A 26,547-nucleotide genomic window follows, 5' to 3' on the forward strand; every position below is an offset into this window, starting at 1 on the left:
CGCACGCGCGTCCTCGAGTTGCCATGCACGATGTCCACCCGCCCCGGCCCGAGGTCCCGCAGCTACGCACCCTGCTGCTGACCGACCTGTGCGATTCGATGGCGCTGGTGGAGCGGCTCGGCGACGCCAACGCCGCCGAGCTGTTCAAACTGCACGACGCGCTGGTGCTGGAACTGCAGCAGCGCTGGCGCGGGCGCCTGATCGACCGTTCCGATGGCCTGCTGTTGCTGTTCGAGCGGCCGATCGACGGCCTCGGGTTCGCCCTGGACTACAGCCGCGGCCTGCAGGCGCTGGGCACGCAGCGCAAGCTGCAACTGAACGTGCGCGCCGGCCTGCACGTCGGCGAAGTGCTGACCTGGCGCAACAGCGATGCCGCGGTGCAGGTCGGCGCCAAGCCGCTGGAAGTGGAGGGCCTGGCCAAGCCGACCGCCGCGCGGCTGATGACCCTGGCCCGGCCCGGGCAGATCCTGCTGTCGGCGGTGGCCGAGTCGCTGACCCACCGCGCCGCGCGCGAACTGGGCGAGCGCGGCGAGCGCCTGCTGTGGAAATCGCACGGCCGCTGGCGCTTCAAGGGCGTGCCGACTGCGCAGGAAATCTACGAAGTCGGCGAGATCGGCAACACCCCCCTGCGCGCGCCGAAACCGACGCCGAAGGCGTGGCGCGACATCCCGCTGTGGCGGCAGCCGGCGGCGCTGCTGGCCGAGGTCGGCCTGATCGCCGCGATCGCGGTCGGCGCCTGGTTCGCCACTCGCCCGCAGCCGGCCATTGCCTTCGCCGAGCGCGACTGGGTGGTGGTGGGGGATTTGCGGAATCTGACTGGTAACACGTTACTAGACGATTCGCTGGAGCAGGCGTTCCGGATCAGCCTGGAACAATCGCGTTATGTAAACGTCCTGAGCGATCTTAAAGTTCGCGATACGTTGAATAGAATGCGGCGCAACCCGGAGCACACCAAGGTCGATCGAATCATTGCTTCGGAGGTTGCGATGCGCGACGGCGCGCGCGCGGTCATATTGCCGACGGTCGCAGAAATCGGCGGGCGCGTCCGCTTGAGCGCAGAGGTGGTCGATCCAAGGACACAAACCACCGTCGCCGTAGAATCTTCCGATGGCAAGGGACTCGGTTCCGTGCTTGGTTCGGTTGATCAAGTCACGGCTTCTTTGCGTGAAAGTCTTGGCGAGGCCATGGGCAGCATAAGCAGGAATTCTGCTCCGCTTCCTCAGGTAACGACCAGTAGCCTGGATGCCCTAAGGGCGTATGCGATCGCTACGAATTTCTACACGCGCCGCGATTCTAAGAATGCATTGCAATATTTCCAAAAAGCGGTCGAATTAGATAAAGATTTTGCGCTTGCTTATCTGGGTATCATGCGCGTTTATGTATCTTCCTCGGATAATGTCGCAGCCAAACCCTATCTGCTGAAGGCAGCATCGCTGCGCAATCACTTGCCGCCGCGGGATGCACTCTATCTGGACGCGTGGGAAGCGGAGTTTCAGGAAGACAGCTGGCGCGTGGCCCCTGGCAAGTGGAAGGTATTGGCTGGCATCTATCCAGACTTCTATGCAGGAATTGCAGAAAGTGCCTGGTACCAATTCAATGCGGGAAGCTACGATGCATCGTTCAGTGCCGCTGACGGTTTTTCAGTTCAGCAAAATCCATTGCGGGACGTCGCTTTCGAACTGAAAGGGCGTTCTTTGCTGGGGCGGCTTCAACTCCGATTCGCAACACCAACGGTTGTGAAGTGGCCCGGCGACCTGACTTGAGCGACTTCACCGCCAAGTGGAGTTGCCCATGTCATCCAGCCGCCTGGACCAGGCCGAACGATACCGTTTGCATGCGTTATATGAAACCGGGATGTCGATGCGGGCCATCGCCGATGCGTTGGAGCGCGCGCCCAGCACGATCAGCCGCGAACTGCGCCGCAATCAGCACGCTCGGCACTATCTGCCAGATCACGCACAGCGCATCAGCGAGCATCGGCGCACGCAGGCCAGCCGGCGTCCACGCATCGACGCTGAGCGCATCGCACAGATCGAGGTCCTGCTGAGCGAGGACTTCAGCCCGGAACAGATTGCCGGTCGCACCGGCCTGGCCAGTCACGAATGGATCTATCGGCACATCTACGCTGACCACAAGCGCGGTGGCCAGTTGTTCACGCATCTACGCAAGCGCCGCCGCAAGCGCCGTCGGCGGGGCGTGCGCGATGGCCGCGGACAGCTGACACATCGGCGCAGCTGGACACAGCGCCCCAGCGTGGTGGAGCAGCGAAGCCGCATCGGCGACTGGGAGCTGGATACCCTCCGGGCCTCACACGGAAAGGCCGTGGTGGTCAGCATGACCGAACGCCGCAGTCGCCTGCATCTGCTGGCTTACTCGCCTGACGGCACCGCCGAGAACGTGCGCAACGCCATCGTCCAGCGCCTGGGCGGCCTAGGCCACACGGTGCACACCCTCACCGCCGACAACGGCAAGGAATTCGCCGATCATCGGCTCATTGCCGCCTGCTTGCAGAGCGACTTCTATTTTGCAGATCCGTACTGCGCATGGCAGCGAGGCAGCAACGAAAATGCCAACGGATTGACGCGCCAGTACTTGCCACGACACATCGATTTCAGCACCATCACCGATGCGCACCTGCGATGGATCGAACAGCGACTCTACAATCGTCCGCGCAAGATACTCGGATTCAAAACGCCCCTCGAAGTCTTCTCCGAGGAGGTCCTCAACAGCGTTGCGAATCGGAGTTGAATCCGCCTGGCGAAAGAGCGTTATGCCGATGCCATCACCGAATTCTCGACAGCCGAGGATATCGGCGGCTACAAGCAAACCAGGTATCACGCGGCTGCTTTCGCTGCAGCCAGGAATTTTGTCGATGCGAAGCTCGTACTGGATTCTCTGTCTGCGAAAGGCATGGATGCGGATGGTCTGACCAACGGGTTCGAAAAGGTGGCGATTACATTGGATCAAGGCAATCTGAAAAATGCCAGGATGCTGGCGGCGCAAGCGGTAAGCGATTCCTCAAGTGCTGCCGCCATGCCCAAATATCCCCTGAGGGTCATGGCCAGTACCGTTGATTTTTTGAGCGATCCCGCCGCCCCGCACGTAACAGGCCTGGATGGTCTATTCAGCGAAATAATGCAGCAGGTTGCCGCGGGCGATGTGCGTGATCGTGACGATTTGCTGGTGAATGCCTTGGCAGTCATCAGATTGGTGCAAAGGAGGGGCAATGTCGCCACAAGCAATAGGATGGTCGCGTCGTTGATGCCTTTCGCTGTAAAGTCGAGCAACCCTGTTGTGCATCAGTTTGTCGCGATTGCGCAAGCGGAAAAGTTGCGACTGACGGGTGAGCCGGATCAGGCTGTTGCGGATCTTTCCTCTAGAATCGATGGCACTGAACCGTTCCAGACGCACGTTGCGTTGCGTGATGCGCTTTATGCCGCCGGTCAATATGAGCGCGCGTTGCAGCAGGATCGATGGATCGCCAGTCACCGCGGGCGCGCTTACGCGGAGCCGTTCGGAGGTCAGGCTTTTCAGAGCATGAATATTGCCGACTGCACGCTTTCTTATCTGAGCTCTGCTCAGGCATGGGTCGCTGTGGGTGATGTGCAACAGGCGCGGCAATCACTGTCGAGTTTTCGCCGCGGCTGGCCTCTTGACGGGCTTTCCGATTATTTTTTGCGAAGGGTCGAATCTATCTTTCCGGATTCGAAGCAATGAACGACGTGATAGGCTGATTTTGAAGTGAGATATTCTAGTAGAAGAGATTTTGCAGCAGCAAGCTCTTCTTTGGGGGGCGGATTCAACTCCGATTCGCAACGCTGTTGAGGACCTCCTCGGAGAAGACTTCGAGGGGCGTTTTGAATCCGAGTATCTTGCGCGGACGATTGTAGAGTCGCTGTTCGATCCATCGCAGGTGCGCATCGGTGATGGTGCTGAAATCGATGTGTCGTGGCAAGTACTGGCGCGTCAATCCGTTGGCATTTTCGTTGCTGCCTCGCTGCCATGCGCAGTACGGATCTGCAAAATAGAAGTCGCTCTGCAAGCAGGCGGCAATGAGCCGATGATCGGCGAATTCCTTGCCGTTGTCGGCGGTGAGGGTGTGCACCGTGTGGCCTAGGCCGCCCAGGCGCTGGACGATGGCGTTGCGCACGTTCTCGGCGGTGCCGTCAGGCGAGTAAGCCAGCAGATGCAGGCGACTGCGGCGTTCGGTCATGCTGACCACCACGGCCTTTCCGTGTGAGGCCCGGAGGGTATCCAGCTCCCAGTCGCCGATGCGGCTTCGCTGCTCCACCACGCTGGGGCGCTGTGTCCAGCTGCGCCGATGTGTCAGCTGTCCGCGGCCATCGCGCACGCCCCGCCGACGGCGCTTGCGGCGGCGCTTGCGTAGATGCGTGAACAACTGGCCACCGCGCTTGTGGTCAGCGTAGATGTGCCGATAGATCCATTCGTGACTGGCCAGGCCGGTGCGACCGGCAATCTGTTCCGGGCTGAAGTCCTCGCTCAGCAGGACCTCGATCTGTGCGATGCGCTCAGCGTCGATGCGTGGACGCCGGCTGGCCTGCGTGCGCCGATGCTCGCTGATGCGCTGTGCGTGATCTGGCAGATAGTGCCGAGCGTGCTGATTGCGGCGCAGTTCGCGGCTGATCGTGCTGGGCGCGCGCTCCAACGCATCGGCGATGGCCCGCATCGACATCCCGGTTTCATATAACGCATGCAAACGGTATCGTTCGGCCTGGTCCAGGCGGCTGGATGACATGGGCAACTCCACTTGGCGGTGAAGTCGCTCAAGTCAGGTCGCCGGGCCACTTCACAACCGTTGGTGTTGCGAATCGGAGTTGAAGCCGCCGGGGCAAGATGCTTGACATCAAGACATTTGCCTTCGCCTACCGTTGCTTGAACGATTTGCTCAGGAACTCCTGCTTCTCTAAGTGCTTTTGCGGGATCGGTGACAAATAGATTGCGAAAATCTTCATCACTGGAGAGCCTGTCAATCAGGCTAAATGCGGCTTCTTCGCTAAAGGGAATGTGTTCGACGTTCTGGCTCATATGGATCCCCTGATTTGTTCGTTGGTGTTGCGGATATATGATGGTTCCTGCCGGTTTTTGCAAGATTGGATTTGTGGATTTCTGAGTTTTGTCCTGGCTGGTCCTATATTGAGGGATTATGCGGTTACGTCGATGTGCGATAGTCTTCTTTGAAAGTCGTGAAAGTGTTTCTGTAGATATCGAGTCGCTGCTGGTAGGGGGCGACGGACTAACGCGTAAACGACGCTGGCTGGCTCTGGCCGCACATCTGGATGGCGAGGTCGAGGTCAGCGCGGTCGAGCGCGAAATCCTGGGAGAAGTGGGTCCTGGCGAATGGATCGATGATGATCGATTGGAAGGTTATCCGAAAGAGGCTGTCAAGCGGTTGCTGCGCCAAGGTCTGCTGATCGGCGATGATGTCGAGAGTGCTGAGTACCGACAGCACGATGACACTCTGCGCAGCGGGCACTGGTGGCCCATGGCGGCAGTGATGCACCGCCATAGCCGTTGGCAAGCGGTGGATAGCGTAGTAGCCATGGCGGATAGCGAAATGACGACCGCTGTCGAGTTGCGAGCCAGGTTGGGCGCGCCGCCGCCGGCAGTCGGCGAGCGCGGCGATGCGCCAAGCCGAATACCGCTGCCACGTTTGCCTGCAAACGATCTCGACGGCCTGCTCGCGCGGCGTGCCACCTGCCGCAACTTCGATATTCAGCGGTCTGTGCCGCAGCCGCTGCTCGCAAGAATGCTGCAGCGTGCACTGATGGCTCACGCACAGGTCCGGATACAAGAGGACACGATATTTCTCAAGAAGTATGTCCCTTCTGGCGGAGGGCTACACCCGGTTGAGGCGTATCTGATCGCCAATCGGGTTGAAGGATTGGCTCCAGGACTGTATCACTATCACCCCATCGACCACGCGCTGCAGCCTTTGCCGTCGCCTAAACAGCCGCTGGAAGTATTTTCCAGAGCGGCACTGGCAGGCCAGCACTGGTTCTCTGACGCCCCGGTTATTATCGTTTTGGCGTTGCGATTTCAGCGCAGTTTCTGGAAGTATCGGCTGCATGCAAAGGCATACCGCGCGGGCGTTCTGGACATTGGGCACATCTCCCAAATGCTGTATCTGAGTGCCACCGAGGCCGGGCTGGGCGCGTTCGTGACATCTGCCGTCAACGAAATGGAAGTTGAGCAGGCATTTGCCTTGGACCCGATGCAGCAGGGCGTGGTGGCGATCTGTGGCTTTGGCTGGCGTGCAGGAAAAATGGAGATTAGCGAATTCGACCCGGCAAACGAGGTGTGGATCAACGACAATCCTGATTAATCCCGGTTCCAGAGCGTGTTATGAAATTCGAGGGGTAGTAGCAGCGTTGCTGAGCATGAGGGCAGTAGCGCCGACATCGGATCATTTTCGAAAGGTCTCCTGAATCATTGTCTTCGCAGAGTCGAGACAAACGATTCTGATGCTTGCGCCTCAGTCAGGCTGCCGCACCCACGGGCCGGCGAACACCAACAGCATCAGCAGCACGCCCTCGCTCAGTGTGTCTTGCTGTGCGGCTATTTGGCCGCGGCCACGGCCGAATCGCCGGGCGTGGCCGAGGTTGCCGTCTTCTCGCCATGTTCGAGCAAGTCCAGCCGCTTGCCGCCAGGCAACCGGTAGTCCAGTTGCTGCTCCAACGCATCCAGCGCGGCAACCTGCACGCAGAGCGCATTGGCCCTGGCTTCCAGCGCCTTGCCGCGCGCCTCCATGCGCCGCTCCAGGTCCTTCTCCATCGCGTCCGTGTGCTTCTCGATGGCATCGGCGCGGCCGGTGAACACTGCGAACATCACCCCGCGGGTCAGTGCGCCGGCCATTTCCTCGGCGGCGGCGCTGACGTCGGCTTCGAATGCCTTGTCGAACGGTTCCTTCTGCCATTGGCCTTTGCCGAGGGTGCGATCCAGGTGGGCGAGGGCGGCGTCGCGGTGCCGCTCGATCTTGCGCGCCTTGCCGGCATTGCCGGTGATCGCTTCGACCACGTCGCCGAAGGCATCGAAGGTGATGCCGACCACTTCGCGGGCGATGCCGGCTACTTCGGGCATCAGCGCCTGCGCGCCCTGTTCCATCTGCCGCACGCGCTGCGCATCGGCATTGCTGAGCGGCTGGGCGACGCCATCCACCTGCAGGCGGCCGTCATGCAGGAACACGGTCTTCGGGGTGCCGGCGCTGCGCCTCAGGGCCACGCCGGTCCGATCGACGATGACGTCGTAGGGCGTGGAGAAACCGCATTGCTGCGAGGAGAACTGCGGGCCGGCGGCGGCGCTGGCGGCGGCGCCGAGCAGGGAGAGCGTGCACACGGAGAGCAGCAGGCGCATGGCGGCGGTTCCTTTGACGATGACCGCAGCATCGGTGCGGGGCCGCGCCCTGTCGTCTGCGGGAAGTCAGGGTGCTGGAAGTCATGCCCGGACTGCGACACGCCGGGGCGCCGGCGCGGATCTAGCGCGGATCCTCAGGCATCTTCCAGTGCTGGAGAAGCGGGCCTTGCGCACCGGCGACGGGATCGCTGGGCGGGAATGGTAGCTGGGCAATGCGTCGGGTCATTTCGGCGCTGGGCGCCTGCCGGCAGATGTCCCAGTCCTGCCCGGCGGGATAGGCGCCGACCACCAGGAAATCGCTGCTGGAGGCGATGCAGCAATGGCCGCTGCCGGCCGGCAGCAGCAAGGCGTCGCCGGCCGCCAGCGTGGCTTCGGTGCCGCCTGGGCCGCCGATGAGCAGCCGCGCGCTGCCGCTGGCCACGCCAAGTACCTCGTGGGCAGTGGAATGGTCGTGGTGGTCATCGTAGATGCCATCGCGCCAGTGCGGCGGCCAGCCGTGGGCGGCGAAGCGGCGTTCGAAGCCGGCGGCATCGCCATCGCGTTCGGCCTGGCGGTACAGCAGGACCGGCAGGAAAGGATGGTTGGGGACCCAATCGTGCGGCGGCAGCAGCCAGTGTTCCAGGCGCATCGGCGCGTCCTCGCAGCATGGTGTGGCAGGCAGCGGGCGGCCGCCGTTGCGGATCATGCTAGCCAGGCCGCGTGGTCGTGGCGTCAGGGCGCGCTGCGGCGGCGTCAACAGCGTTGCGCTGCACGTGCTCCCGCATCGACCGGCGCGGGAACACGAACGCCATCCGCTGACCTGTACACGGCAGCGCAGGCGGTGTCGCCAGCGCCACCGCTGTGCGCCTCAATGCAGCGGTGCCGCACCTGCGTCGGCACGATGATGCGTGCCGAGGTCCCCGACCATGGCCGCGCTGGCCGTATTCAGTCCGATCACCTGCACCTGCGCGCCATGGCGGCGGAACTTCAGCACCACCTTGTCCAGCGCGCCGATGGCGCTGATGTCCCACAGATGCGCCTGCGACAGGTCGAGGGTGACCCGCGCCGGCGCGTGCGCATAGTCGAACGCGGCGGCGAAGCTGCCGGCCGAGGCGAAGAACAGCTGGCCGCCGATGCGGTAGGTATGGCCGCCATCGGCGTCCTCGGTCCTGGCGATGTCCAGCATGCGCCCGACCTTGCGCGCGAAGAACAGCGCCGACAGCAGCACGCCGGTCAGCACGCCGCGCGCCAGGTCGTGGGTGGCCACGGTCACCGCCACGGTGGCGAGCATCACCAGGCTGGAACTCTTCGGATGCGTGCGCAGTTGCGCCAGCGAGCGCCAACTGAAGGTGCCGATCGAGACCATGATCATCACCGCCACCAGCGCCGCCATCGGGATCTGCCGCACCCACGGGCCGGCGAACACCACCAGCATCAGCAGCACGCTGCCGGCGACCAGCGCCGACAGGCGGCCGCGGCCGCCGGATTTCACGTTGATCACCGACTGCCCGATCATTGCGCAGCCGGCCATGCCACCGATCAGCCCGCTGGCGATGTTGGCGGCGCCCTGGCCGATGCATTCGCGGTTCTTGTCGCTGGGGGTGTCGGTCATGTCGTCGACGATCTGCGCGGTCATCATCGATTCGAGCAGGCCGACCACCGCCATCGTCGCCGACACCGGGAACACGATCTTCAGCGTGTCCAGGGTCCATGGCACGTCGGGCAGCAGGAACGTCGGCAGGCTGTCGGGCAACTGGCCCTTGTCGCCGACGGTGGGCACGGCGATGCCGAAGTACAGCGCCATGCCGGTCAGCAGCACGATCGCCACCAGCGGCGGCGGCAATGCGAGCGTGCGCGTCCAGCGATGGCCGAGCAGCAGCGCGGCGGCACCGATCGCGGCCACCGCGTACAGCGCACGCGGATCGAGGCTGCCCGCGGTCAGCGCGGCGCCGAGCACCAGCAGCCACAGGCCCAGCCCGGCGAATGTGCGCTGCGCCAGCCACGGCAGGCCGTAGATCACCAGCAGGCCCAGCGCCACCAGCGGATACACCAGCGCCGGCACGCCGATCAGTTCCGGCAGCTGCGCCATGAAGATCAGGATCGCCAAGGCGTTGACGAAACCGGTGATCACCGAGCGCGACACGAAGCGCATCAGCGCACCGAGCTTCAGAACGCCGGCGAGGATCTGCAGCACGCCGGTCAGCAGCGTCGCCGCCAGCAGGTACTGCAGGCCGTGGTCCTTCACCAGGCCGACCATCAGCAGCGCCATCGCGCCGGTGGCGGCGGAGATCATGCCCGGGCGGCCGCCGACGCAGGCGATCACCACGCAGATGCAGAACGAGGCGTACAGCCCGACCTTGGGATCGACCCCGGCGATGATGGAGAAGGCGATGGCTTCGGGGATCAGCGCCAGTGCCACGACCAGGCCGGCGAGCACGTCGCCACGGAGGTTGCCGAACCATTGCTTGCGCAGCGGGGGATAGAGAGTCACGAGAAAACGCTCCTGACGCCGCGCCCGTCGCAGGGCGGCGCTACACGAATGGAAAGCCAGAACACACCGGGCGTCCCGCTTGGGGACAGCGTGGAAAGCGCAGCGCGGGTGTCAGGGTGGCGTCATGGCGTGGTGTGGGGAGCGGAAGAGCGCACGCTGCGATGCGCTGCGTGCCGCGCCAGTATAAAACAGTTGCGCCCATGTCGGTCTTGCGCTGCTTCGCACTTGTGCGTGCTGCGATGGTTGCAGCGCTGCATGCCGGCCTGCGGGCAGGCGGCGAAAAATACGCTGCCGTCCGATACGATCATCCCCAGCCGATGGGATGCCTGCCCAGGCAGAACCACGCAACGCGCCGTCCCAGTGCCGGAGAGGCGGCGGCTCACATCTCCTCACTCTTTGCGCGCAGAATGTGACCATCAGATTGCGCGACGTGGAGCGCCAGCGAATGAACGACTCACGCATCGACCATGTCGACGCCGCCTTGTCCGCGCTGGACCAGGCCGATCCGCAACGCAAGGCGGCGCTGTGGCAGTGGGCGTATCTGGAGATGCTGCACGAGACCCTGAGCGCGATGCATCAGCTGTCGCACCGGGTCGGCGTGGCCGAACTGGTCGCCGATGCCTGGCTGGCGCCGGTGGATGTGATCGCACCGGAGCAATCGTTCCTGGACCGTGCCACGCTGGCCGATCCGCGTGTGCAGGCCTTCGCGCTGGCGCTGGCCGAGGCATCCTCGCGCCAGTCGCGTGCCGAGCTATGGCGTAGCGGCTATGCCAGCGCGGTGCAGGCCACGCTGCAGGGCATGCAGGCACTGGCCGGCAAGCACCGGATCGATGCGCAGGTGGCTGCGCGCTGGTTGTCGGCCTGAGCCGACGCCCAAGAATCTGCGGTGCGGGCGTAGGCGGGTGGCCTACGGCACCCAGATGTCCAACATGCCCGGCGATAACGGAGGCTGCATTTCGGCGCCGCCGCGCCGCGGTATCCGCCTCGTTGCCGCCGCGTCGCTGACGCGCCCGGCACGCCGCGTTCACCCATCCGCAACGCGGTGGCGGACAGCCTGGGCCTATGGTCGTCCCCTCCCGCCATTCCGCGCCGCCGTCCGCTTCGCCGCCGTGCCGCTCGCGTCCGCCCGCCGCCGCGCCGGTGGGCACATCCGAAGCGCGGGCCTGGTGGCAACAATGGCGCGCTTCTGTGCCGCGCTGGCTGCTGCTTGCCGTGCTGGCGTTGCTCGGGATGGGGCTGGGTCTGCTGCTGTACGGGGATGCCCGTGCTTGACCTCCTGTCCTCTTTGCGTAGAGAGCCGCGCATGGTGCCATCTGGCGCATACGACCATGTCCGTCGCTGCAGCGTACGCATGCATCCGCCCGGCGGGCATGAGGTCGCCACGCACGCCTGGATCGCCGCCGAAGTGGCGCGGCTGATGCGGCTGCCGTTGCAGGATGCGGGCGCGGCACAGAACGGTTTCCATGTGCCGGACGACACCTTGACCGCCGCACAGGCGCAGCAGTTGGGTGTGCGCGCGGCGGCCGACCTGCTCGGTGGCGTGGTGCCGCATGCGTTCGTCGCCACCAAGGCGATCAGCCATCCGCTGGTCGATCCCGGCGCGGCTGCGCCGCAGGGCTGGAACCATGCGCTCGGCGGCGCATTGGGCGCGGCGACGGTGCCCGGCTACACCGCCTTCTCGGCAGCCGACGCGCGCGTGGCCTATGCGCGCCTGTGCGGCGGCGGCCAGGTGCGCTTGAAGTTGCCGCATGGCATCGCCGGGCAGGGCCAGCTGTTGCTGCACGACGCGCTCGCATTGGATACCGCGCTGGACGCGTTGGCGTCGGCGGATCTGGCGCAGCAGGGCGTGGTGCTGGAGCGGCAACTGGACCGCTCGACGACCTTCAGCGTCGGCGAAGTGGACTGCGCCGGCATGACCATCGCCTACTACGGCACGCAATCGGTCACCGCGGACGGCGCTGGCCGCGAGACCTACGGCGGCTCGCAACTGTTCGTGATCCGCGGCACCCTGGACGCGCTGCTCGAACGCACGTTGCCATCGCAACAGCGCGAGGCGGTGTTGAAGGCGCGCCATTACGATCGCTGCGTCGCCGCGGCCTATCCCGGTTTCTACGCATCGCGCCGCAACTACGACGTGATCGACGGCATCACCCAGGACGGCACGCGCCTGTGCGGCGTGCTCGAGCAGTCCTGGCGCATCGGCGGTGCCACGCCGGCGGAGCTGGCCGCGGTCGCCGCCTTCCAGCGCGAACCGGCGTTGCACGCGGTGGTCGCGGCTACCGTCGAGCGCTACGGCGCAGCGGCGCTGCCGGCCGATGCCGAGGTCTACTACACCGGCGAGGATCCGCGCGCATGCCGTCACGGTGAACCGCTGCCGTGGCGCAATGACAGATGTGTGTGATCAGGGCGCATCGCGCTGCAGTCCGCAGTGCGATGCCCTGTCCCAGGCCTGCCGCGCCCGGCGTCAGTGGCTGCGACCGGATTGCTGCAGATGGTGCCAGGCATGGCGGACCAGCCAGCGCGCTTCGTCCCACGGCACCGACAGCGACGGCGCCAGGTGGCGATAGGACTCTTGCAGCACGCGATACAGCTGCGCCTCGGTGGCGCGCGGATAGGCCAGATAGACGTCGTAGCCCATCTTCAGCAGCGAGGCGTAGTCGGAGAAACCATGGTGACCGAGGCGGCCATTGGCATGCGCCTGCCGCCAGTAGGTCATTTCGGCCTCCAGATCGACGGTGCGCCGAGCATGGGCAGGACGAGCGAGAGCGGAAGCGGTCTGCATGGGTAGGACTCCTCTCGAAGCTACCCCCCTGTCGCTGCGATCCTAGCGGATATTTCCCGCGATTTGCGCCTGCACGACGACATCGCGCGCCAATCGCTGAACCGATCAGCGAGATGAGCGGACAGGGGTCTGGCCGCCGCCGATGGCACGCCGGGATCGGCCTGCAGCGCGTGCAGATCATCGAAGACGGCCGCCGCATCTCCGACGCCACGTCGAACAGGCGGTAGACGCCGTGCGCGAGCACACGCTCGAAACGCCGGTTGCGATCCATCAGGCCGCGCTCGCTGACGCCGTGCTGCGCGCGCCATGGGCGCGGCAACGCGGCACAGAACGCTGCAAAAACCGCTGCAGGTACGCGCACGGCGTCGCTGCGGCGGCCGCGGCGCATGCGTTGCACGACGTGCCGGAATCGAACCGGCGACCAGTGGGCAAGGCCACCGCTCCACCTCCGCGCTAACGCCGGCTGGAAACGGCACATCCAGGACGCAGGCAGATGCGACGGCAGCGCCGTGCGCGCCGGATAGGAATATCGTCCCGGCCGCCAGCATCGATTACACGCAGGTTCCCGATTGCCGCTTCTTTCCAGACGGCAATTTTTGCGTCGAACCGCTTGCGGCCGCCCGCCTGGACGCAGCGCTTGCGCGCCTCGCCAGCAACACTTCCCTGTGTCCGTGCAGCAACGGATTGGTCAATATCCGTTTTCAATTCTGGTGTTTTGGTTACTGTGGCCGGCTCCGCAGAGCGGAAAAATTCATCGGCAAATCGCTCGATTTTCCAGTGCTGATGGCCGACCTGGCGCCATGCGCACTGTTAGGCTCGCGGTGCGTCCTCCAGCCGCCAGTCACTTACCTTTTGGCCACCGGATGGAAGCTGCGATCAAGCCATTTCCCCCATGGAGTCATCGAAATGAAAATTCGTCTGTATGCGTCTCTGCTCGCCTTGCTGCTCGCGTTCCCGGCCGCCTGCGCGTTCGCGCAAACCGCTGTCACCGCCAATGCCAACCACCAGCAGCTGCTGCAGGGATCGGATGCGCGGACCACGGCGAACAAGCGCCTGGTCTACGACTTCTGGCGCATCGTGTTCGAAGCCGGGCACACCGAGTACGCGCCGATGTACATGGCCGAGGACTATATCCAGCACAATCCAACCGTCGCCAATGGCCGCGATGCGTTCCTGCAGTTCCTGACCGCATTCGTCAAACCGCAGCCGATCAAGCCGCGCGTGCAATTGCCGCTGGTGGCGATTCTCGCCGAGGGCGACTACGTGACCCTGGTGTCGGTACGCACGCTGCCCGATCCCAAGGACGCGACCAAGACCTACACCACCACCTGGTTCGACATGTTCCGCATCCAGAACGGCAAGCTCCAGGAGCATTGGGATGCTGCGACCAAATGACCCAGGCCGGGGCGGGCCGTAGCGGCGCTGCGGCCTGCAGTCGGCTCGATATGCCGGCTGGGCACGGGGAGGCTAGACTTGCAGACGCCGATCGCGGCCGCTGGTCGCGTGCGGCTCCCTCCCTAGCCGACATCGCCCGCCATGCCCTTGCTCGAACTTCCGACGCATCGCCTGCATTACCGCATCGACGGCAGCGAAGGCCGTCCATGGCTGACCTTCTGCAATTCGCTCGGCACCGATCTGCACATGTGGGACGCGCAGATCGACGCGTTGGCACCGTACTACCGGGTGCTGCGCTACGACCGCCGCGGCCACGGCGCCTCGAGCGCGGCGCCGGGACCGTATCGGCTCGAGGACCTGGCCGGCGATGTACTGGCATTGCTCGATGCACTGTCGGTGGAGCGCACCCATTTCTGCGGGCTGTCGATCGGCGGGCTGACCGGGCAGTGGCTGGGCATCCACGCCGGCGCGCGCCTGCATACGCTCACCGTGTGCGCGACCGCGGCCAGGATCGGCACCGAGGAAGGCTGGCAGGCGCGCATCGCGCAGGTGCAGGCCGACGGACTGGCGCCGTTGCTCGCCGGCACCCGTGAGCGCTGGTTCACCCCGGCCTTCGTCGAGATGCAGCCGGCGACGGTCGAGGCGATCCTGGCGAGCTTCCTGAGCACCGATGCGCAGGCCTATGCGGCCTGCTGCGAGGCGCTGGCCAGCGCCGACTTCCGTGGCGTCCTGGGCGAGATCGCCACGCCGCTGCTGGCGCTGGCCGGGCACGACGATCCCGTCTGCCCGCCAGCCGATCTGCAGGCGATCGCCGCGCAGGCGGCGCGCGGCAGCTTCGCCCAGGTGCATGGCCGGCATCTGTGCAATGTGGAATCGCCGTACGCCTTCAACGACGCGCTGCTGCGCTTCCTGTTGCAATAGCCGGTGCGGCCGTGCCGCAGAGACAGTCGCCGCGTGGCCGCGACCGCGCAGCGCAGGTTCGCCAATCCCGAATCCTAGTCCCCGCGCTCGTCCAGCTGCACCACCAGCTTGCCGAAGTTGCCGCCGCCGAGCATGTCGATGAAGGCCTGCGGCGCGTTCTCCAGCCCGTGCACGACATGCTCGCGGTAGCGCACGCGGCCGTCGGCCAGCCATGCGCCCATCTCGCGCAGGAATTCGGGATAGAGCTTGACGAAATCGCCGACGATGAAGCCGCGCACGGTCAGCCGCTGGCGCAGCACCTGGCCCATCAGCGCCGGCAGGCGGTCCGGCCCGGGCGGCAAGTCGCCCTTGCTGTTGTAGGTGGCGATGGTGCCGCACACCGGCACCCGCGCGAAATCGTTGAGCAGCGGCAGCACCGCGTCGAAGACGTGGCCGCCGACGTTCTCGAAATAGACGTCGATGCCGTCCTTCGCCGCGGCACGCAATTGCTCGGCGAAATCCGTGGCGCGATGGTCCAGCGCCACGTCCACGCCGAGTTCCTCGCGCAGGTAGCGGCATTTGTCGGCGCCGCCGGCGATGGCGATGACCTTGGCGCCGCGCAACCGGGCGATCTGCGCCACGCTGGCGCCGACCGGGCCGGTGGCGGCGGCGACCGCCACGGTTTCGCCGCTCTGCGGCTTGCCGATCTCATGCAGGCCGGCATAGGCGGTGAAACCGGGCATGCCGTACACGCCGAGCGCGGTGCTCGGCGGCAACGGCGACTGCGGATCGAGCTTGCGCCGCAGGCCGGCGCCATCGGCGACGAGATGCGTCTGCCAACCGCCGCTCTGCACCAGCACCAGGTCGCCGGGCTTGAGGTCGGGATGGTGCGATTCCAGCACTTCGGCGACGGTGCTGCCAACCATCACTTCGCCCAGCTGCACTGGCGGCGCATACGAGGGTGCATCGCTCATGCGCCCGCGCATGTACGGATCCAGCGACAGCCAGCGATTGCGCAACAGCACCTGGCCGGGACCGGGCGCGGCCAGCGGCGCCTGTTCGATGCGGAAATTCTGCGCGGTCGGCGCGCCTTGCGGACGCGAGGCGAGGACCACGCGGGTGGTGTGGGCAGCGGTGCTCATACGGTTTCCTTGCTGGCGGAATCCAGTTGCGCAAGATCGTCGGCCGACAGCGCCAGGCGCGCGGCGGCCAGCAACTGCTGCAACTGTTCGAGGCTGGTGGCGCTGGCGATCGGCGCGGCGATGCCGGGACGCGCGATCAGCCACGCCAGGGCCACTTGGGTGGGCGTGGCCGAATGCTTGCCGGCGATGTCGTCGAGTGCGGCCAGGATGCGCAGGCCGCGCGCGTTGAGGTAACGCGCGATCACGCTGTCGCCGCGCGCCTGGCTCTTCGCCGCATCGGCGGGACTGCGGTACTTGCCGCTGAGGAAGCCGCGGGCCAGCGCGTAGTAGCACAGCGTGCCCAGGCCCTGCTCGCGCACCAGCGGTTCCAGGCCGGCTTCGTAGCCGGCGCGGTCGTACAGGTTGTACTCGGGCTGCAAGGTCTCGTAGCGCGGCAAACCATATTGCGCGGACACCTTCAGCGCTTCGGCCAGGCGTTCGGCGCTGTAGTTGGAAGCGCCGATCGCGCGCACCTTGCCTTGCTCGATCAGCCGCCCGAACGCGGCCAGCGAGGCTTCCAGCGGCACCGACTCGTCGTCCTCGTGCGCCTGGTACAGATCGATCACGTCGGTCTGCAGGCGCTGCAGCGATTCGTCCACCGCCGCGGCGATATTGTCGGCGGACAGGCCCGGGCGCTCGGCCCATTTGCCGACCTTGGTCGCGATCAGCACCTTGTCGCGCTTGCCGCTGCGCTTGAGCCACTGGCCGATGATGGTTTCCGACTCGCCGCCGCGGTTGCCGGGCACCCAGGCCGCGTACACGTCTGCGGTGTCGATCAGGTTGAAGCCCGCTTCGACGAAGGCGTCGAGCAAGGCGAAGGAAGTCTTGGTGTCGGCGCTCCAGCCGAACACATTGCCGCCGAAGGCGAGCGGCGCCGCGTGCAGGCCGGAACGGCCGAGTTCGCGCGTGTGCAGCATGGGGAACGCTCCGCTGTGGGGAAGGGCGACAGGATAGTCGTCCAAGGTTTCGGTATCGGGGCGATGGTCGCGAAAACAGCGTTCCGTTTGCGTGATTCGCGCTAACGCGTAGACAACATTCGGGCGTGCGCGCATGCGTGATAGGCTCGCATCACACCGACAACGGACGTACGCCATGAGCCTTCGCACCACGCTTGCCTGCGCTTGTACCCTTGCCATTGCCGCGACGCTGGCGATCCCGGCCGCACAGGCGATCAAGCCTGCCGACAGCGCCAGCTTGCCCGCGCCGGATGCGGCCTTGCAGACCGCCATCGACGGCAGCTGGCGCGACCGCGTCTATGTCGAGCGCGATGCCTATCGCCACCCGGGGCAGACCCTGGCGTTCTTCGGCATCAAGCCGACCCAGACGGTGATCGAGATCACTCCGGGCGGCGGCTGGTATGCGGAAATCCTGGCGCCGTACCTGCGCGAGCGCGGCCAGTACATCGCCGCGGTGGTCGATCCGAGCGCGGTGCCGGAAGGGCGCGGCCGCGAGTATCAGCAGAAGGCGCGTGCGACGCTGGAGCAGAAGTTCGCCGCCGCGCCGGCGCAGTACGACCACGCCAAGTTTGTGGCGTATTCGCCGACCGCGCCGGTATTTGGTCCGGCTGGCTCGGCCGATCTGGTGCTGACCTTCCGCAACGTGCACAACTGGCGCATGTCCGGCCAGGCCGAGGGCATGTTCAAGGGCTTCTACGCGGTGCTCAAGTCCGGTGGCGTGCTTGGTGTGGTCGAGCACCGTGCCAAGGCCGACGTGCCGGCCGACGACAAGAGCGGTTATGTCGGTCAGGCGCAGGTGATCGCGATGGCCGAGGCGGCCGGCTTCAAGCTGGCCGGCAAGAGCGAGCTCAACGCCAACCCGCGCGACAGCAAGGACTACCCGGGCGGCGTGTGGACGCTGCCGCCGAGCAACGAACACGCTGCCGCCGACGACGCCAAGTACAAGGCGATCGGAGAGAGCGACCGGATGACGCTGAAGTTCGTCAAGCCGTAGCGCGGGGATCCATGCCCGCGGCCTGCGCAGGCATGGAGGCGATGGCGGCGATGGCGAGCGGAACGGGGAGCGCGCGTGGGAGAATGCGCGCGCGGTGTGCGATGCGGCGTGTCGTGCTGTCCGCTCCGTTTCCCTCCGCCCGCCTGCCTCTGCCGCAATGCTGATCGCGTTCAACAAGCCGTTCAATGTGCTGTGCCAGTTCACCGATCGCAGCGCACCGCCGCGGCGCACGCTGGCCGGGTTCGGCCTGCCCGCCGACGTGTACGCGGCGGGACGGCTGGACTACGACAGCGAAGGCTTGCTGCTGCTGACCGACGACGGCGCGCTGGCGCACCGCTACACCGATCCGCGGCACAAGCAACCGAAGACGTACTGGGTGCAGGTGGAAGGCGTGCCGCAGCCGGAGCAACTGCAGCGGCTGCGCGATGGCGTGGTGTTGAACGACGGGCCGACCGCGCCGGCGCAGGCCGATGTGCTGGAGACGGCACCTGCGCTGTGGCCACGCGATCCGCCGGTGCGCTTTCGCAAGACCGTGCCCGATGCCTGGCTGCAGATCGTGCTGCGCGAAGGGCGCAACCGCCAGGTGCGGCGCATGACCGCCGCGGTCGGCTTGCCGACCTTGCGTCTAGTGCGTGCGGCGATCGGCGCGCACCGGCTGGAAGGGCTGGCGCCGGGCGCGTGGCGGGCGCTGTAGCGCCAGCAGCAACGCCCTTGTAGGAGCGGCTTCAGCCGCGACGCTTTTACCGATCGATCTGTCGCGGCTGAAGCCGCTCCTACAGAAACGTGTCGCGTGCATCGAGGCGGCGCGCACAAAAAAAAGCGGCCGGAACGTCGTCCCGGCCGCTGTTTTCTGCGGCGTCGCTGTCGCCAGCGGCGCTGCCGCAATGCTTATTCTTCGGTGGCGTCCTGCGCGGCCGTGGCACGGCGCGAGGTGCGTGCGGCCGAACGGCGGGCGCTGGCATTGCCGCGCTTGCTGGCTTCGATGCGCTGCGAATCGCCTTCGATCGGCGCGCTCTTGTCGCGCTGGCGCTTGCGGTAGATCGCATAGCCGAGCAGGCCCACGCCCACCGCGGCCGCCGCAATGGCGACGACCGGATTGCGCCGTACCGCAGTCCGCGCGGCCCTGGTGCCGGACTTCACCGCACCCAGCGCCGCACCGGTCTTGAGCGCGCCCATGGCCGCGCCGGAGTGCAACCACTTGTTGGCCTGCGGTCCGATGTGACGGAGGCTGTCGCCGGCATGGCTGGCGAGATCCAGCGCGCGGTCGGTGATGATGGTGAGCTTGCTCATGGGGGGTCCCTACTGGCAGGAATAAGGAACGCAGTGTCCCCTGGACACCGTATAGACCGCGTTAGCGCGCCGCTGTGGAATCGTCTGCCGGCTGAATGCGCCGCTGCGGGAGATCAGGTGCCGCGCGGCTTGGCGCGATGGCTGGCGGTGGCGGTCCACGGATCGTCCGGCCATGGGTGGCGGGGATAGCGGCCCTTCATTTCCTTCTTCACTTCCGGATAGGTGCTGGACCAGAAGTTGCGCAGGTCCTGGGTCACCTGCAGCGGACGCCCGCCCGGCGAGAGCAGGTGCAGCAGCAGCGGCACGCGGCCGTCGGCCACGCGCGGGGTGTCGGCCAGGCCGAACAGTTCCTGCAGTTTCACCGCCAGCACCGGCGGTTGCGGCTGGCCGGCGTGGTCGAGCGCGTAGTCGATGCGCCGCTCCATGCCCGAGGGTACGGTGATCCGCGTCGGCGCGTGGCGTTCGACGGCCTGTCGCTGGTCCCACGGCAGTAGCGACTTCAGCGCCTCGCCGAGGTCGTCCTTACCGAGCGCATCGAGCCGGGTCTTGCCGGCGAAGGCCGGGCGCAGCCAAGCGTCCAGGCTTTCCAGCAACGCTGCGTCGCCGAGATCAGGCAACCCCAGCTCCGGCATCCATGTGCGCAGGGCGACCACGCGTGCGCGCCACTGGTTCAGCGGCTCGCTCCACGGCAGCGCCTGCAGGCCGAGTTCGCGCACCGCCTCGGTCAGCGCTGCTGCCGCATGCGCCGGATCGACGCGGCCGGCTGGGCGGCTGTCGAGCACGATGCGGTCGAAGCGGGTTTCGCGCAGCGCGCTCAGCGCGCGCCGCTCGGCGTCCCAGCGCACCACGTCCTGCTGCACGAAGCGCTGCGGGAAATCCGCGCGCAGCCGCGCTTCGTCCACCGGCGCGGCGCGCAGCAGCAGCGCGTCCTTGGCCTCGTAGCGCAGTTCGGTGGCGACCAGCCATGGCTCGCCGCGTAGGTCGCTGTTGTCGAACAGGCGCGCGCTGCGGCCGTTGGCCAGCAGGTAGCGCAGCGGATCGACCGGATGCCGGGTGGCGATGCGGTCGGGGAAGGCGTGGGCGAGCAGGTCGCCGAGTTCGTGCGCTTCCACGCTGTCCGGCGCCGTGGCGTCGCTGCGCAGGCGCCGCCGCCATTGTCTGGCCGCCGCGTCGATCGCGGCCAGGCCGCCACGGTTGGCGTCGTGCGGGGCGCGGCCGCGGCGGAACCCGGCCAGTGCGCGCCAGCGCGCCGCCAGCGCGTCGCCGCCCTGGCGCAGCGGGTCGCGCGCCTCGACCAGCGCGGCCAGGTCGCAGGCCAGCGCCTGCGCCCGCGCATTCGGCGCGGCCAGCAGCATCGCCGCCAGCCTTGGGTGGGTGCCCAGCGCCAGCATGCGCCGGCCGCTCGCGGTGATCGCATGGTTCTCGCTCAAGGCGCCGAGCCGCTGCAGTAGTTCGCGCGCGGCGGCCAGCGCGCCGGCCGGCGGCGGATCGACGAAGCGCAGCGCATCGCTGCCCCAGGCCGCCAGTTCCAACGCCAGCCCGGCCAGTTCCACCTGCAGCATTTCCGCGCGGCGCTGCGCCTCCAGGCGCTGCGATTGCGGCCACAGCCGGTAGGCCCAGCCGGAGGCGACGCGGCCGGCGCGACCGGCGCGCTGGTCGGCCGAGGCCTGGGCGATGGCGGTCACGTCCAGCCGCGAGAAACCGCTGTTGGGATCGTAGTGCGGCTCGCGCGCCAGGCCGGCATCGATCACCACGCGCACGCCGGGCAGGGTCACCGAGGACTCGGCCACGTTGGTCGCCAGCACCACGCGGCGGCGGCCGTGCGGATCGGGCTGCAGCACCTTGGCCTGCTGCTCGACCGGCAGCTCGCCATGCAACGGCAACACATCGACACCGCCATTCCCTTCTCCCCCCGGGAGAAGGTGGCGCGCAGCGCCGGATGAGGGTGCGCCCGAGGCGGTGCCGGAGGCAGGGGCGCCAGAAGCGGCCCCCGATGCGGGCACGCCCAACCCCACCCCAACCGCCTCCAACGCCGCCTGCACCCGCGCGATCTCGCGCTGCCCGGGCAGGAACACCAGCACGTCGCCGGGATGCTGCTGCAGCGCATGGTCGATGGCGCGGCGGGTCTGCGCTTCCAGCGCTTCCTCGCGCCGCGCCGGGAAATGCGCGATCTCCACCGGATAGCTGCGGCCGTCGCTGGACAGCCGCGGCGCGTCCAGGAACTGCGCCAGGCGTTCGCCGTCCAGCGTCGCCGACATCACCACGATGCGCAGGTCCTCGCGCACCTGCGCCTGCACGTCCAGCGCCAGCGCCAGGCCCAGGTCGGCGGCCAGGTGGCGTTCGTGGAATTCGTCGAACAGCAGCGCGCCGACGCCGTCGAGCATCGGGTCGTCCTGGAGCATCCGGGTCAGGATGCCTTCGGTGACCACCTCGATGCGGGTGCGCGCGGAGACTTTGTTCTCGAAGCGGATGCGGTAGCCCACGGTCTCGCCCGGCGCCTCGCCGCGCTGCCGGGCCATGAACGTGGCGGCGCTGCGCGCGGCGACCCGGCGCGGTTCCAGCATCACGATGCGGCGGCCCTGCAGCCACGGCGCGTCCAGCAGCGCCGGCGGCACCTGGGTGGTCTTGCCGGCGCCGGGCGGGGCTTCCAGCACCAGCCGCGGATGCGCGGCGAGGCTGTCGCGGATCTGCGGCAGCAGCGGATCGATCGGAAAAACAGGAGAGGCCATCGGCCAAGGATACGGATCGGCCGCGCCGCTGTAGAGCGCGCCCATCTCGCCGGTAGCGCCGGCCCCGTACAATCTCCCGCTTTCCTGCCCGGCTTCCTCGGCATCTCCGCATGACTCTGATCGATATCGGCGCCAACCTCACCCACGACTCCTTCGATCGCGACCGCGAGGCGGTGCTGCAGCGCGCGCGCGATGCCGGCGTCGCGCAGCTGGTGGTCACCGGCGCCAGCCGCGAGCACTCGCCGCTGGCGTTGCAGCTGGCGCAGCAGCACCCAGGCTTCCTCTACGCCACCGCGGGCGTGCATCCGCACCACGCGCTCGAGTACACCGCCGAATGCGATGCCGAACTGCGCGCGCTGCATGCGCAGGCCGAGGTGGTGGCGGTCGGCGAGTGCGGGCTGGACTACTTCCGCGACCTCGCGCCGCGCCCGGCGCAGCACCGCGCCTTCGAGCGCCAGCTGCAGCTGGCCGCCGACACCGGCAAGCCGCTGTTCCTGCACCAGCGCGACGCGCATGCGGACTTCCTGGCGCTGATGCGCCAGTTCGACGGCAAGCTCGGCGCGGCGGTGGTGCATTGCTTCACCGGCACGCGCGAGGAATTGTTCGACTACCTGGATCGCGACTGGCACATCGGCATCACCGGCTGGCTGTGCGACGAGCGCCGCGGCGCGCATCTGCGCGAACTGGTCAGGCACATCCCGGCATCGCGGCTGATGATCGAGACCGACGCGCCGTATCTGCTGCCGCGCACGCTCACGCCGCTGCCGAAGGACCGGCGCAACGAGCCGGCGTTCCTGGCGCACATCGCCGGGGAACTGGCGCGCGACCGCGGCGAGGATGTGGCGGCGACCGCAGCGTCGACCACTGCCACCGCGCGCGGGTTCTTCCGCTTGCCTGACGCCGGGTGAGCGGAGTCCGCCGTGCGGCTGCGGCGATCGCCGTTGTGCGTGGCGATGCGGGCCTGTCCTGTGCCGAATCTTGTAGGAGCGGCTTCAGCCGCGACCGGCATTATCGGGGACCCCTGTCGCGGCTGAAGCCGCTCCTACAGGGATCATGGCCTGCCGGTTTTCTGTGGGGCGACTCCGCGCTATTCGACCTGCGCGTCCTCGCGCTTGGCCTCGGCCATCGCTTCCGGTTCCAGTTCCTCGGCGCTGCGGTTGAGCTTGACGAACACGCCCCAGGCGATCAGCAGCAGCGCCGCGCACAGGCCGACCGCGGTGGCGTAGGGCAGCTTGGCCGGATCGTCGTGCATCAGTTCGAAGATCGACACCAGCGTCTCGATCGCCAGGGCGATGACGATGACCACGAAGAACCGCGACAGGTAGCGGCGCACCCGCGTCGGGCCGCTGACCTTGACGTCGCGCTGCACCTCTTCCTCGAAGATGGTCTGGCCCAGTTCCAGCGTCACCAGCGCCACGGTGAGCAGGCCGATCGCCTCCAGCACCACGTTGAAGCGGTCGCGGATCACCAGGTCGCCGCCGGGGGTGAGGCCGTGCCACAGCTCCAGCACCGCCATCGCCACCAGGCCGGCGGCGCACAGCAGGAACAGCAGGATGATGACGAAATGGCCGCCGCGGAAGAGTTTTTCCATGAACTTCATCGCCGTTCGCCGTGGTCAGGTCGGCGAGCATAGGCGCGGCGGACGTCAGCGGCATGCGAAGATGGGTAATGCGGGTGCGGACCAGCGGCAGGCGTGGCATGGCCGGCGTGCGTTGCGCTTCTGCGGGACGGCTCGAAGTTGCCGCCGCGCCGCGGCGTGTGCTACCTGGTCGGGCGCTATGGGAGAGCGACTTCGGCTTCGATACGACGTCGGACGCTGCAGGTCCGCTGCTTCGCCTGTCGCGGCTGAAGCCGCTCCTGCACGAATGATGGAAAGCCGCTTGGTCGCGCTGTGGCGGGGCTTCGGTCTGGATCTGGACCCGCGTCGGACGTTGTGGGTTTGCTGGGTCCTCGGTCGCGGCTGAAGCCGCTCCTACAGGGGGAGCGGCCAGCAGGCTGGCAACACGTGTCGGAGGGGCTTTGGCCCCTACTTTCGGCGTTGGCCATGCTGCACTCAGTGCGCTGCCCCAGACGCGCGCGTCCGACCTTCAGTTCTGCGACAGTGCGGCCTGGTAGGCCTGCAGATGGCAGTACGCGGCCATCAGCCAGGGCGCGGCATGGCCGGTTGCACGGGCGCGCGCCAGCATATCGCCGACGATCTGCTGCGCTTCCACCCGCTGCCCGGCTTCCAGGTCGCGCAGCATCGACGCCTTCATCGGCGAGCCGGGCTGGGTCAGCAACTGCAGCGCGTTGGCCTGCGCCGCGTCCGGCACCGGCTCGCCTGCGGCGGCGGCGACCGCCGTGCATTCGGCATACAGCCCGCGCAGCAGCGCTACGCCGTCGTCGCTGGCGACGATGCGGCCGGTCGGCGCGCGCATCAGGCAGGTGGCCGCAGCCAGCGCGGTCAGGAAGGTGTACTTGATCCACTGTTCCTGCGCGATCCGCGGCGTGGCGACATGGTCGATGCCGGCCTGCGTGCAGGCGGCGGCCAGGTCGCGCACGCGCGCGCTGTCGGCGCCGCGCCCGTCGCGCTCGCCGAAGGTCAGCGAGGCCGGCTTGGCCAGGTGGCGGATGCTGCCGTCCGCGTCCAGCGTGGCGCTGATGAAGCACAGCCCGCCGAGCACGCGGCCGGCCCCGAAGCGGGTGTCCAGCAGCGGATAGTGGCGCAGGCCGTTGAGGATCGGCAGCAACGCGGTGCCGTGGGCCATCGCCGGCGCCAGCGCGTCCAGGGCGCTGTCCAGGTCGTAGGCCTTGCAGCTGAGGATCGCCAGGTCGAATGGCTGCGCGGCAGCGGTTGCCGGCAGCGTGTCCGCGGTCAGCGCGGCCACCGCGATGTCGGCATCGCCGCGCGGACTGCGGATGCGCAGGCCGTCGCGCTGCAGGCGCTCGGCCCGCGCCGGACGGACCAGGAAGGTGACGTCGGCGCCGGCCTGGACCAGGCGTCCGCCGAAATAGCCGCCGGTCGCGCCGGCGCCGAGGATCAGGATGCGCATGCGCCGATGGTAGCAGCGGCGCCGGCCTGGTTCAGTGTGATGCGCCGCGCGTGTGCGGCGTGCGCAAGCCGTCCGGCGGGCGAAGATCTCGGCGGGCACGGGCACGGGCGCGTCGCTGACCGCATCCACGCGTAGGCTGCGTTCGTCGCGACGCGTGCCGATGCGGCCGCGATCGCCGGGCAACAGGCGGCTGCTGTCCAACCACAGCGTGCCGCTGGTGGTGCCGTCGGGTCCCTGCGTGGCGGATGGATAGCGCCAGCCGGCGGCCGCATGGGTGCTCGGCGCAGCCTCCGTAAAGCTGCGCCGAATGCACCGGCATCACCCGCGACGGGACGCCGCAGCGCTTCGCGCACTCAGGGCTGCTTGACCAGTTCGACCCTGCGGTTCTGCGACTTGCCCTGCTCGGTTGCGTTGTCGGCGACCGGGTCGGCGTCGCCGAACCCAGCAGACGACAGCCGGCCCGGATCGATACCCTGGGCGGTAATGGCGGCGACGACCGCCTTGGCCCGGCCTTCCGACAGCGTCTTGTTGTGCGCGGGGTCGCCGGTGCCATCGGTGTAGCCGTTGACGGCCAGCTTCAGTGCGGCGTCCTGCTTGAGCAACTGCACGACCTGCGCGATCTGCGGTTGCGAATCCGACAGGATGTCGGTCTTGTCGGTGGCGAAGTTGACGTGCAGCGCGACCTTGCCGGTCTTGTCGATCTGCGTCTTCAGTTCGCTGGCAGGCAGCAGGCTGGCGGTGACCTGCAGCGGCTTGGTCTCGGCGATCAGCAGGCCGCCGCCGAACTGGTAGCTGCACAGGTGAATCCAGATATCGCGATCGGCGCGATGCACCACGAACACCTGCGCCGGGTTGTTCCAGACATCGCCCAGGCCGCTGTTGTACTTGGTGGCGAAATCCCGCGGCCATTCCGAGATTTTCTGCGTGGCGGCTTCTGGAATCCGTCCGTCGAAAATCTTTTTGCCACCGAGCGCGGTGACCACGGCCTCGATGTTGCGTTCCAGCTCGATGTCCGAGAACGTTTTGCCTTCCGCCGCATTGATATGCGCCGACCAGACCTTGCCCTCGACCGGTTGCAGTCGATCGCCGGTCCAGAACGGTACCTGATCGAAGTCGGCGCCATCCGGCTTGTTGCCGGTGACATATCCCGTGGGCAGCGCGATGTAAGGGAAATCTCCCAACGGGACGTCGGACACTGGCAGGCTGGCCGGGTCGAACGTCGTATTGGCGGCGGCGTGCTGCGCGGGAGCTTCCTGCGCGCCGCTTGCGGTCGCCGCGGGGGGCGCCGCCTGATCGTCGGGATGCGCGGTCTGCTCGTGCTTCTTGCAGGCGCTCAGACTCGCCAGGATGGCCAGTGCCAACGTCGCCGCTACTGCTTTTTTCACAGAGATACTCCTTGGTCGGGGGACGAACGAAAATAGTGTAACGGCGGGATCGGTCGATCTTG

The 26,547-nt window shown here is 67.1% G+C and carries 23 protein-coding genes, 1 tRNA gene and 2 pseudogenes; 12 read left to right on the plus strand and 14 right to left on the minus strand.

The genetic code is table 11. The annotated features are described in order from the left end of the window. Positions 1 to 23 precede the first annotated feature (23 nt). From KHF85_RS01665 to KHF85_RS01675, 3 genes and pseudogenes are all read left to right on the plus strand, one after another. Positions 24 to 1,706, plus strand: a pseudogene (locus KHF85_RS01665) (putative peptide modification system cyclase); the annotation flags it as partial. 85 nt (positions 1,707 to 1,791) lie between these two features. Then, entirely contained in the window at positions 1,792 to 2,748 is a 957-nt protein-coding gene (locus KHF85_RS01670) for an IS30 family transposase (protein ID WP_009597007.1), read from the plus strand. 162 nt (positions 2,749 to 2,910) lie between these two features. After that, positions 2,911 to 3,717 (plus strand): hypothetical protein, encoded by an 807-nt coding sequence (locus tag KHF85_RS01675; RefSeq protein ID WP_284568272.1) that lies wholly within the window; start codon positions 2,911 to 2,913, stop codon positions 3,715 to 3,717. 82 nt (positions 3,718 to 3,799) lie between these two features. On the opposite strand, the gene KHF85_RS01680 is transcribed toward KHF85_RS01675, so the two are convergent. Together KHF85_RS01680 and KHF85_RS20560 are read right to left on the minus strand one after the other, a co-directional pair. Next, a complete protein-coding gene (locus KHF85_RS01680; protein ID WP_009597007.1) occupies positions 3,800 to 4,756 on the minus strand; it encodes an IS30 family transposase in 957 nt (318 codons plus the stop codon). Positions 4,757 to 4,905: 149 nt separating this feature from the next. Then, positions 4,906 to 5,046, minus strand: a pseudogene (locus KHF85_RS20560) (NHLP-related RiPP peptide); the annotation flags it as partial. A gap of 118 nt (positions 5,047 to 5,164) precedes the next feature. Here KHF85_RS20560 and KHF85_RS01685 point away from each other — a divergent pair. Next, positions 5,165 to 6,343 (plus strand): putative peptide maturation dehydrogenase, encoded by a 1,179-nt coding sequence (locus tag KHF85_RS01685; RefSeq protein ID WP_284568273.1) that lies wholly within the window; start codon positions 5,165 to 5,167, stop codon positions 6,341 to 6,343. 233 nt (positions 6,344 to 6,576) lie between these two features. On the opposite strand, the gene KHF85_RS01690 is transcribed toward KHF85_RS01685, so the two are convergent. The 3 genes from KHF85_RS01690 to KHF85_RS01700 all read right to left on the minus strand — a co-directional run bounded on the left by KHF85_RS01690 (position 6,577) and on the right by KHF85_RS01700 (position 9,841). Further along, positions 6,577 to 7,371: a DUF2884 family protein gene (locus KHF85_RS01690; RefSeq protein ID WP_284568274.1), complete on the minus strand. Its 795-nt coding sequence runs from the start codon at positions 7,369 to 7,371 to the stop codon at positions 6,577 to 6,579. Between the two features lie 121 nt (positions 7,372 to 7,492). Then, positions 7,493 to 8,056: a cupin gene (locus KHF85_RS01695; protein WP_284568275.1), complete on the minus strand. Its 564-nt coding sequence runs from the start codon at positions 8,054 to 8,056 to the stop codon at positions 7,493 to 7,495. Between the two features lie 162 nt (positions 8,057 to 8,218). After that, a complete protein-coding gene (locus KHF85_RS01700) occupies positions 8,219 to 9,841 on the minus strand; it encodes a SulP family inorganic anion transporter (protein ID WP_284568276.1) in 1,623 nt (540 codons plus the stop codon). 445 nt (positions 9,842 to 10,286) lie between these two features. Here KHF85_RS01700 and KHF85_RS01705 point away from each other — a divergent pair, with 445 nt between their 5' ends. The 3 genes from KHF85_RS01705 to KHF85_RS01715 all read left to right on the plus strand — a co-directional run bounded on the left by KHF85_RS01705 (position 10,287) and on the right by KHF85_RS01715 (position 12,242). Then, positions 10,287 to 10,706, plus strand: coding sequence for a hypothetical protein (locus KHF85_RS01705; protein WP_053835059.1), 420 nt, complete (start codon positions 10,287 to 10,289; stop codon positions 10,704 to 10,706). 197 nt (positions 10,707 to 10,903) lie between these two features. Further along, positions 10,904 to 11,113: a hypothetical protein gene (locus tag KHF85_RS01710; RefSeq protein ID WP_284568277.1), complete on the plus strand. Its 210-nt coding sequence runs from the start codon at positions 10,904 to 10,906 to the stop codon at positions 11,111 to 11,113. Between the two features lie 31 nt (positions 11,114 to 11,144). After that, positions 11,145 to 12,242 (plus strand): DUF3182 family protein, encoded by a 1,098-nt coding sequence (locus KHF85_RS01715; protein WP_409976640.1) that lies wholly within the window; start codon positions 11,145 to 11,147, stop codon positions 12,240 to 12,242. Between the two features lie 63 nt (positions 12,243 to 12,305). Here the strand turns inward: KHF85_RS01715 and KHF85_RS01720 are convergent, their stop codons facing one another. Together KHF85_RS01720 and KHF85_RS01725 are read right to left on the minus strand one after the other, a co-directional pair. Beyond that, entirely contained in the window at positions 12,306 to 12,623 is a 318-nt protein-coding gene (locus KHF85_RS01720; RefSeq protein WP_284568279.1) for a hypothetical protein, read from the minus strand. A 394-nt stretch (positions 12,624 to 13,017) separates the two neighbouring features. After that, positions 13,018 to 13,086 (minus strand) — tRNA-OTHER (locus tag KHF85_RS01725). 443 nt (positions 13,087 to 13,529) lie between these two features. Between KHF85_RS01725 and KHF85_RS01730 the strand changes: the two genes are divergently transcribed. Together KHF85_RS01730 and pcaD are read left to right on the plus strand one after the other, a co-directional pair. Further along, positions 13,530 to 14,018, plus strand: coding sequence for a nuclear transport factor 2 family protein (locus tag KHF85_RS01730; RefSeq protein ID WP_284568280.1), 489 nt, complete (start codon positions 13,530 to 13,532; stop codon positions 14,016 to 14,018). Positions 14,019 to 14,159: 141 nt separating this feature from the next. Next, entirely contained in the window at positions 14,160 to 14,939 is a 780-nt protein-coding gene (gene pcaD, locus KHF85_RS01735; RefSeq protein ID WP_284568281.1) for a 3-oxoadipate enol-lactonase, read from the plus strand. A gap of 74 nt (positions 14,940 to 15,013) precedes the next feature. Here the strand turns inward: pcaD and KHF85_RS01740 are convergent, their stop codons facing one another. Together KHF85_RS01740 and KHF85_RS01745 are read right to left on the minus strand one after the other, a co-directional pair. Further along, a complete protein-coding gene (locus KHF85_RS01740) occupies positions 15,014 to 16,060 on the minus strand; it encodes an NADP-dependent oxidoreductase (protein ID WP_284568282.1) in 1,047 nt (348 codons plus the stop codon). Next, the gene (locus KHF85_RS01745) at positions 16,057 to 17,016 is read right to left on the minus strand and encodes an aldo/keto reductase (protein WP_284568283.1); all 960 of its coding nucleotides are present in this window, start codon (positions 17,014 to 17,016) and stop codon (positions 16,057 to 16,059) included. The genes KHF85_RS01740 and KHF85_RS01745 overlap by 4 nt, the downstream gene beginning before the upstream one ends. Positions 17,017 to 17,191: 175 nt before the next feature. Here KHF85_RS01745 and KHF85_RS01750 point away from each other — a divergent pair, with 175 nt between their 5' ends. Together KHF85_RS01750 and KHF85_RS01755 are read left to right on the plus strand one after the other, a co-directional pair. Then, entirely contained in the window at positions 17,192 to 18,049 is an 858-nt protein-coding gene (locus KHF85_RS01750) for a class I SAM-dependent methyltransferase (protein ID WP_284568284.1), read from the plus strand. A 157-nt stretch (positions 18,050 to 18,206) separates the two neighbouring features. Beyond that, positions 18,207 to 18,743: a pseudouridine synthase gene (locus KHF85_RS01755; RefSeq protein ID WP_284568285.1), complete on the plus strand. Its 537-nt coding sequence runs from the start codon at positions 18,207 to 18,209 to the stop codon at positions 18,741 to 18,743. A gap of 194 nt (positions 18,744 to 18,937) precedes the next feature. Here KHF85_RS01755 and KHF85_RS01760 read toward each other — a convergent pair whose 3' ends face one another. Further along, on the minus strand, positions 18,938 to 19,339 hold the full coding sequence (locus KHF85_RS01760) for a hypothetical protein (protein WP_284568286.1): 402 nt from the start codon (positions 19,337 to 19,339) through the stop codon (positions 18,938 to 18,940). 113 nt (positions 19,340 to 19,452) lie between these two features. Further along, positions 19,453 to 22,068, minus strand: coding sequence for an ATP-dependent helicase HrpB (gene hrpB / locus KHF85_RS01765; RefSeq protein WP_284568287.1), 2,616 nt, complete (start codon positions 22,066 to 22,068; stop codon positions 19,453 to 19,455). Positions 22,069 to 22,178: 110 nt separating this feature from the next. Here hrpB and KHF85_RS01770 point away from each other — a divergent pair, with 110 nt between their 5' ends. Further along, entirely contained in the window at positions 22,179 to 22,976 is a 798-nt protein-coding gene (locus KHF85_RS01770; RefSeq protein WP_284568288.1) for a TatD family hydrolase, read from the plus strand. A 179-nt stretch (positions 22,977 to 23,155) separates the two neighbouring features. Here the strand turns inward: KHF85_RS01770 and KHF85_RS01775 are convergent, their stop codons facing one another. From KHF85_RS01775 to KHF85_RS01785, 3 genes are all read right to left on the minus strand, one after another. Continuing rightward, the gene (locus tag KHF85_RS01775; RefSeq protein ID WP_064540326.1) at positions 23,156 to 23,668 is read right to left on the minus strand and encodes a hypothetical protein; all 513 of its coding nucleotides are present in this window, start codon (positions 23,666 to 23,668) and stop codon (positions 23,156 to 23,158) included. A gap of 487 nt (positions 23,669 to 24,155) precedes the next feature. After that, a complete protein-coding gene (gene panE, locus KHF85_RS01780; RefSeq protein ID WP_284568289.1) occupies positions 24,156 to 25,100 on the minus strand; it encodes a 2-dehydropantoate 2-reductase in 945 nt (314 codons plus the stop codon). A 353-nt stretch (positions 25,101 to 25,453) separates the two neighbouring features. Continuing rightward, complete coding sequence (locus tag KHF85_RS01785) at positions 25,454 to 26,461, minus strand: OmpA family protein (RefSeq protein ID WP_284568290.1); 1,008 nt, start codon at positions 26,459 to 26,461, stop codon at positions 25,454 to 25,456. Positions 26,462 to 26,547: the final 86 nt, after the last annotated feature.

Origin of the sequence: Xanthomonas graminis pv. graminis, from assembly GCF_030168915.1 — a bacterium.
Classification (GTDB): domain Bacteria; phylum Pseudomonadota; class Gammaproteobacteria; order Xanthomonadales; family Xanthomonadaceae; genus Xanthomonas_A; species Xanthomonas_A translucens.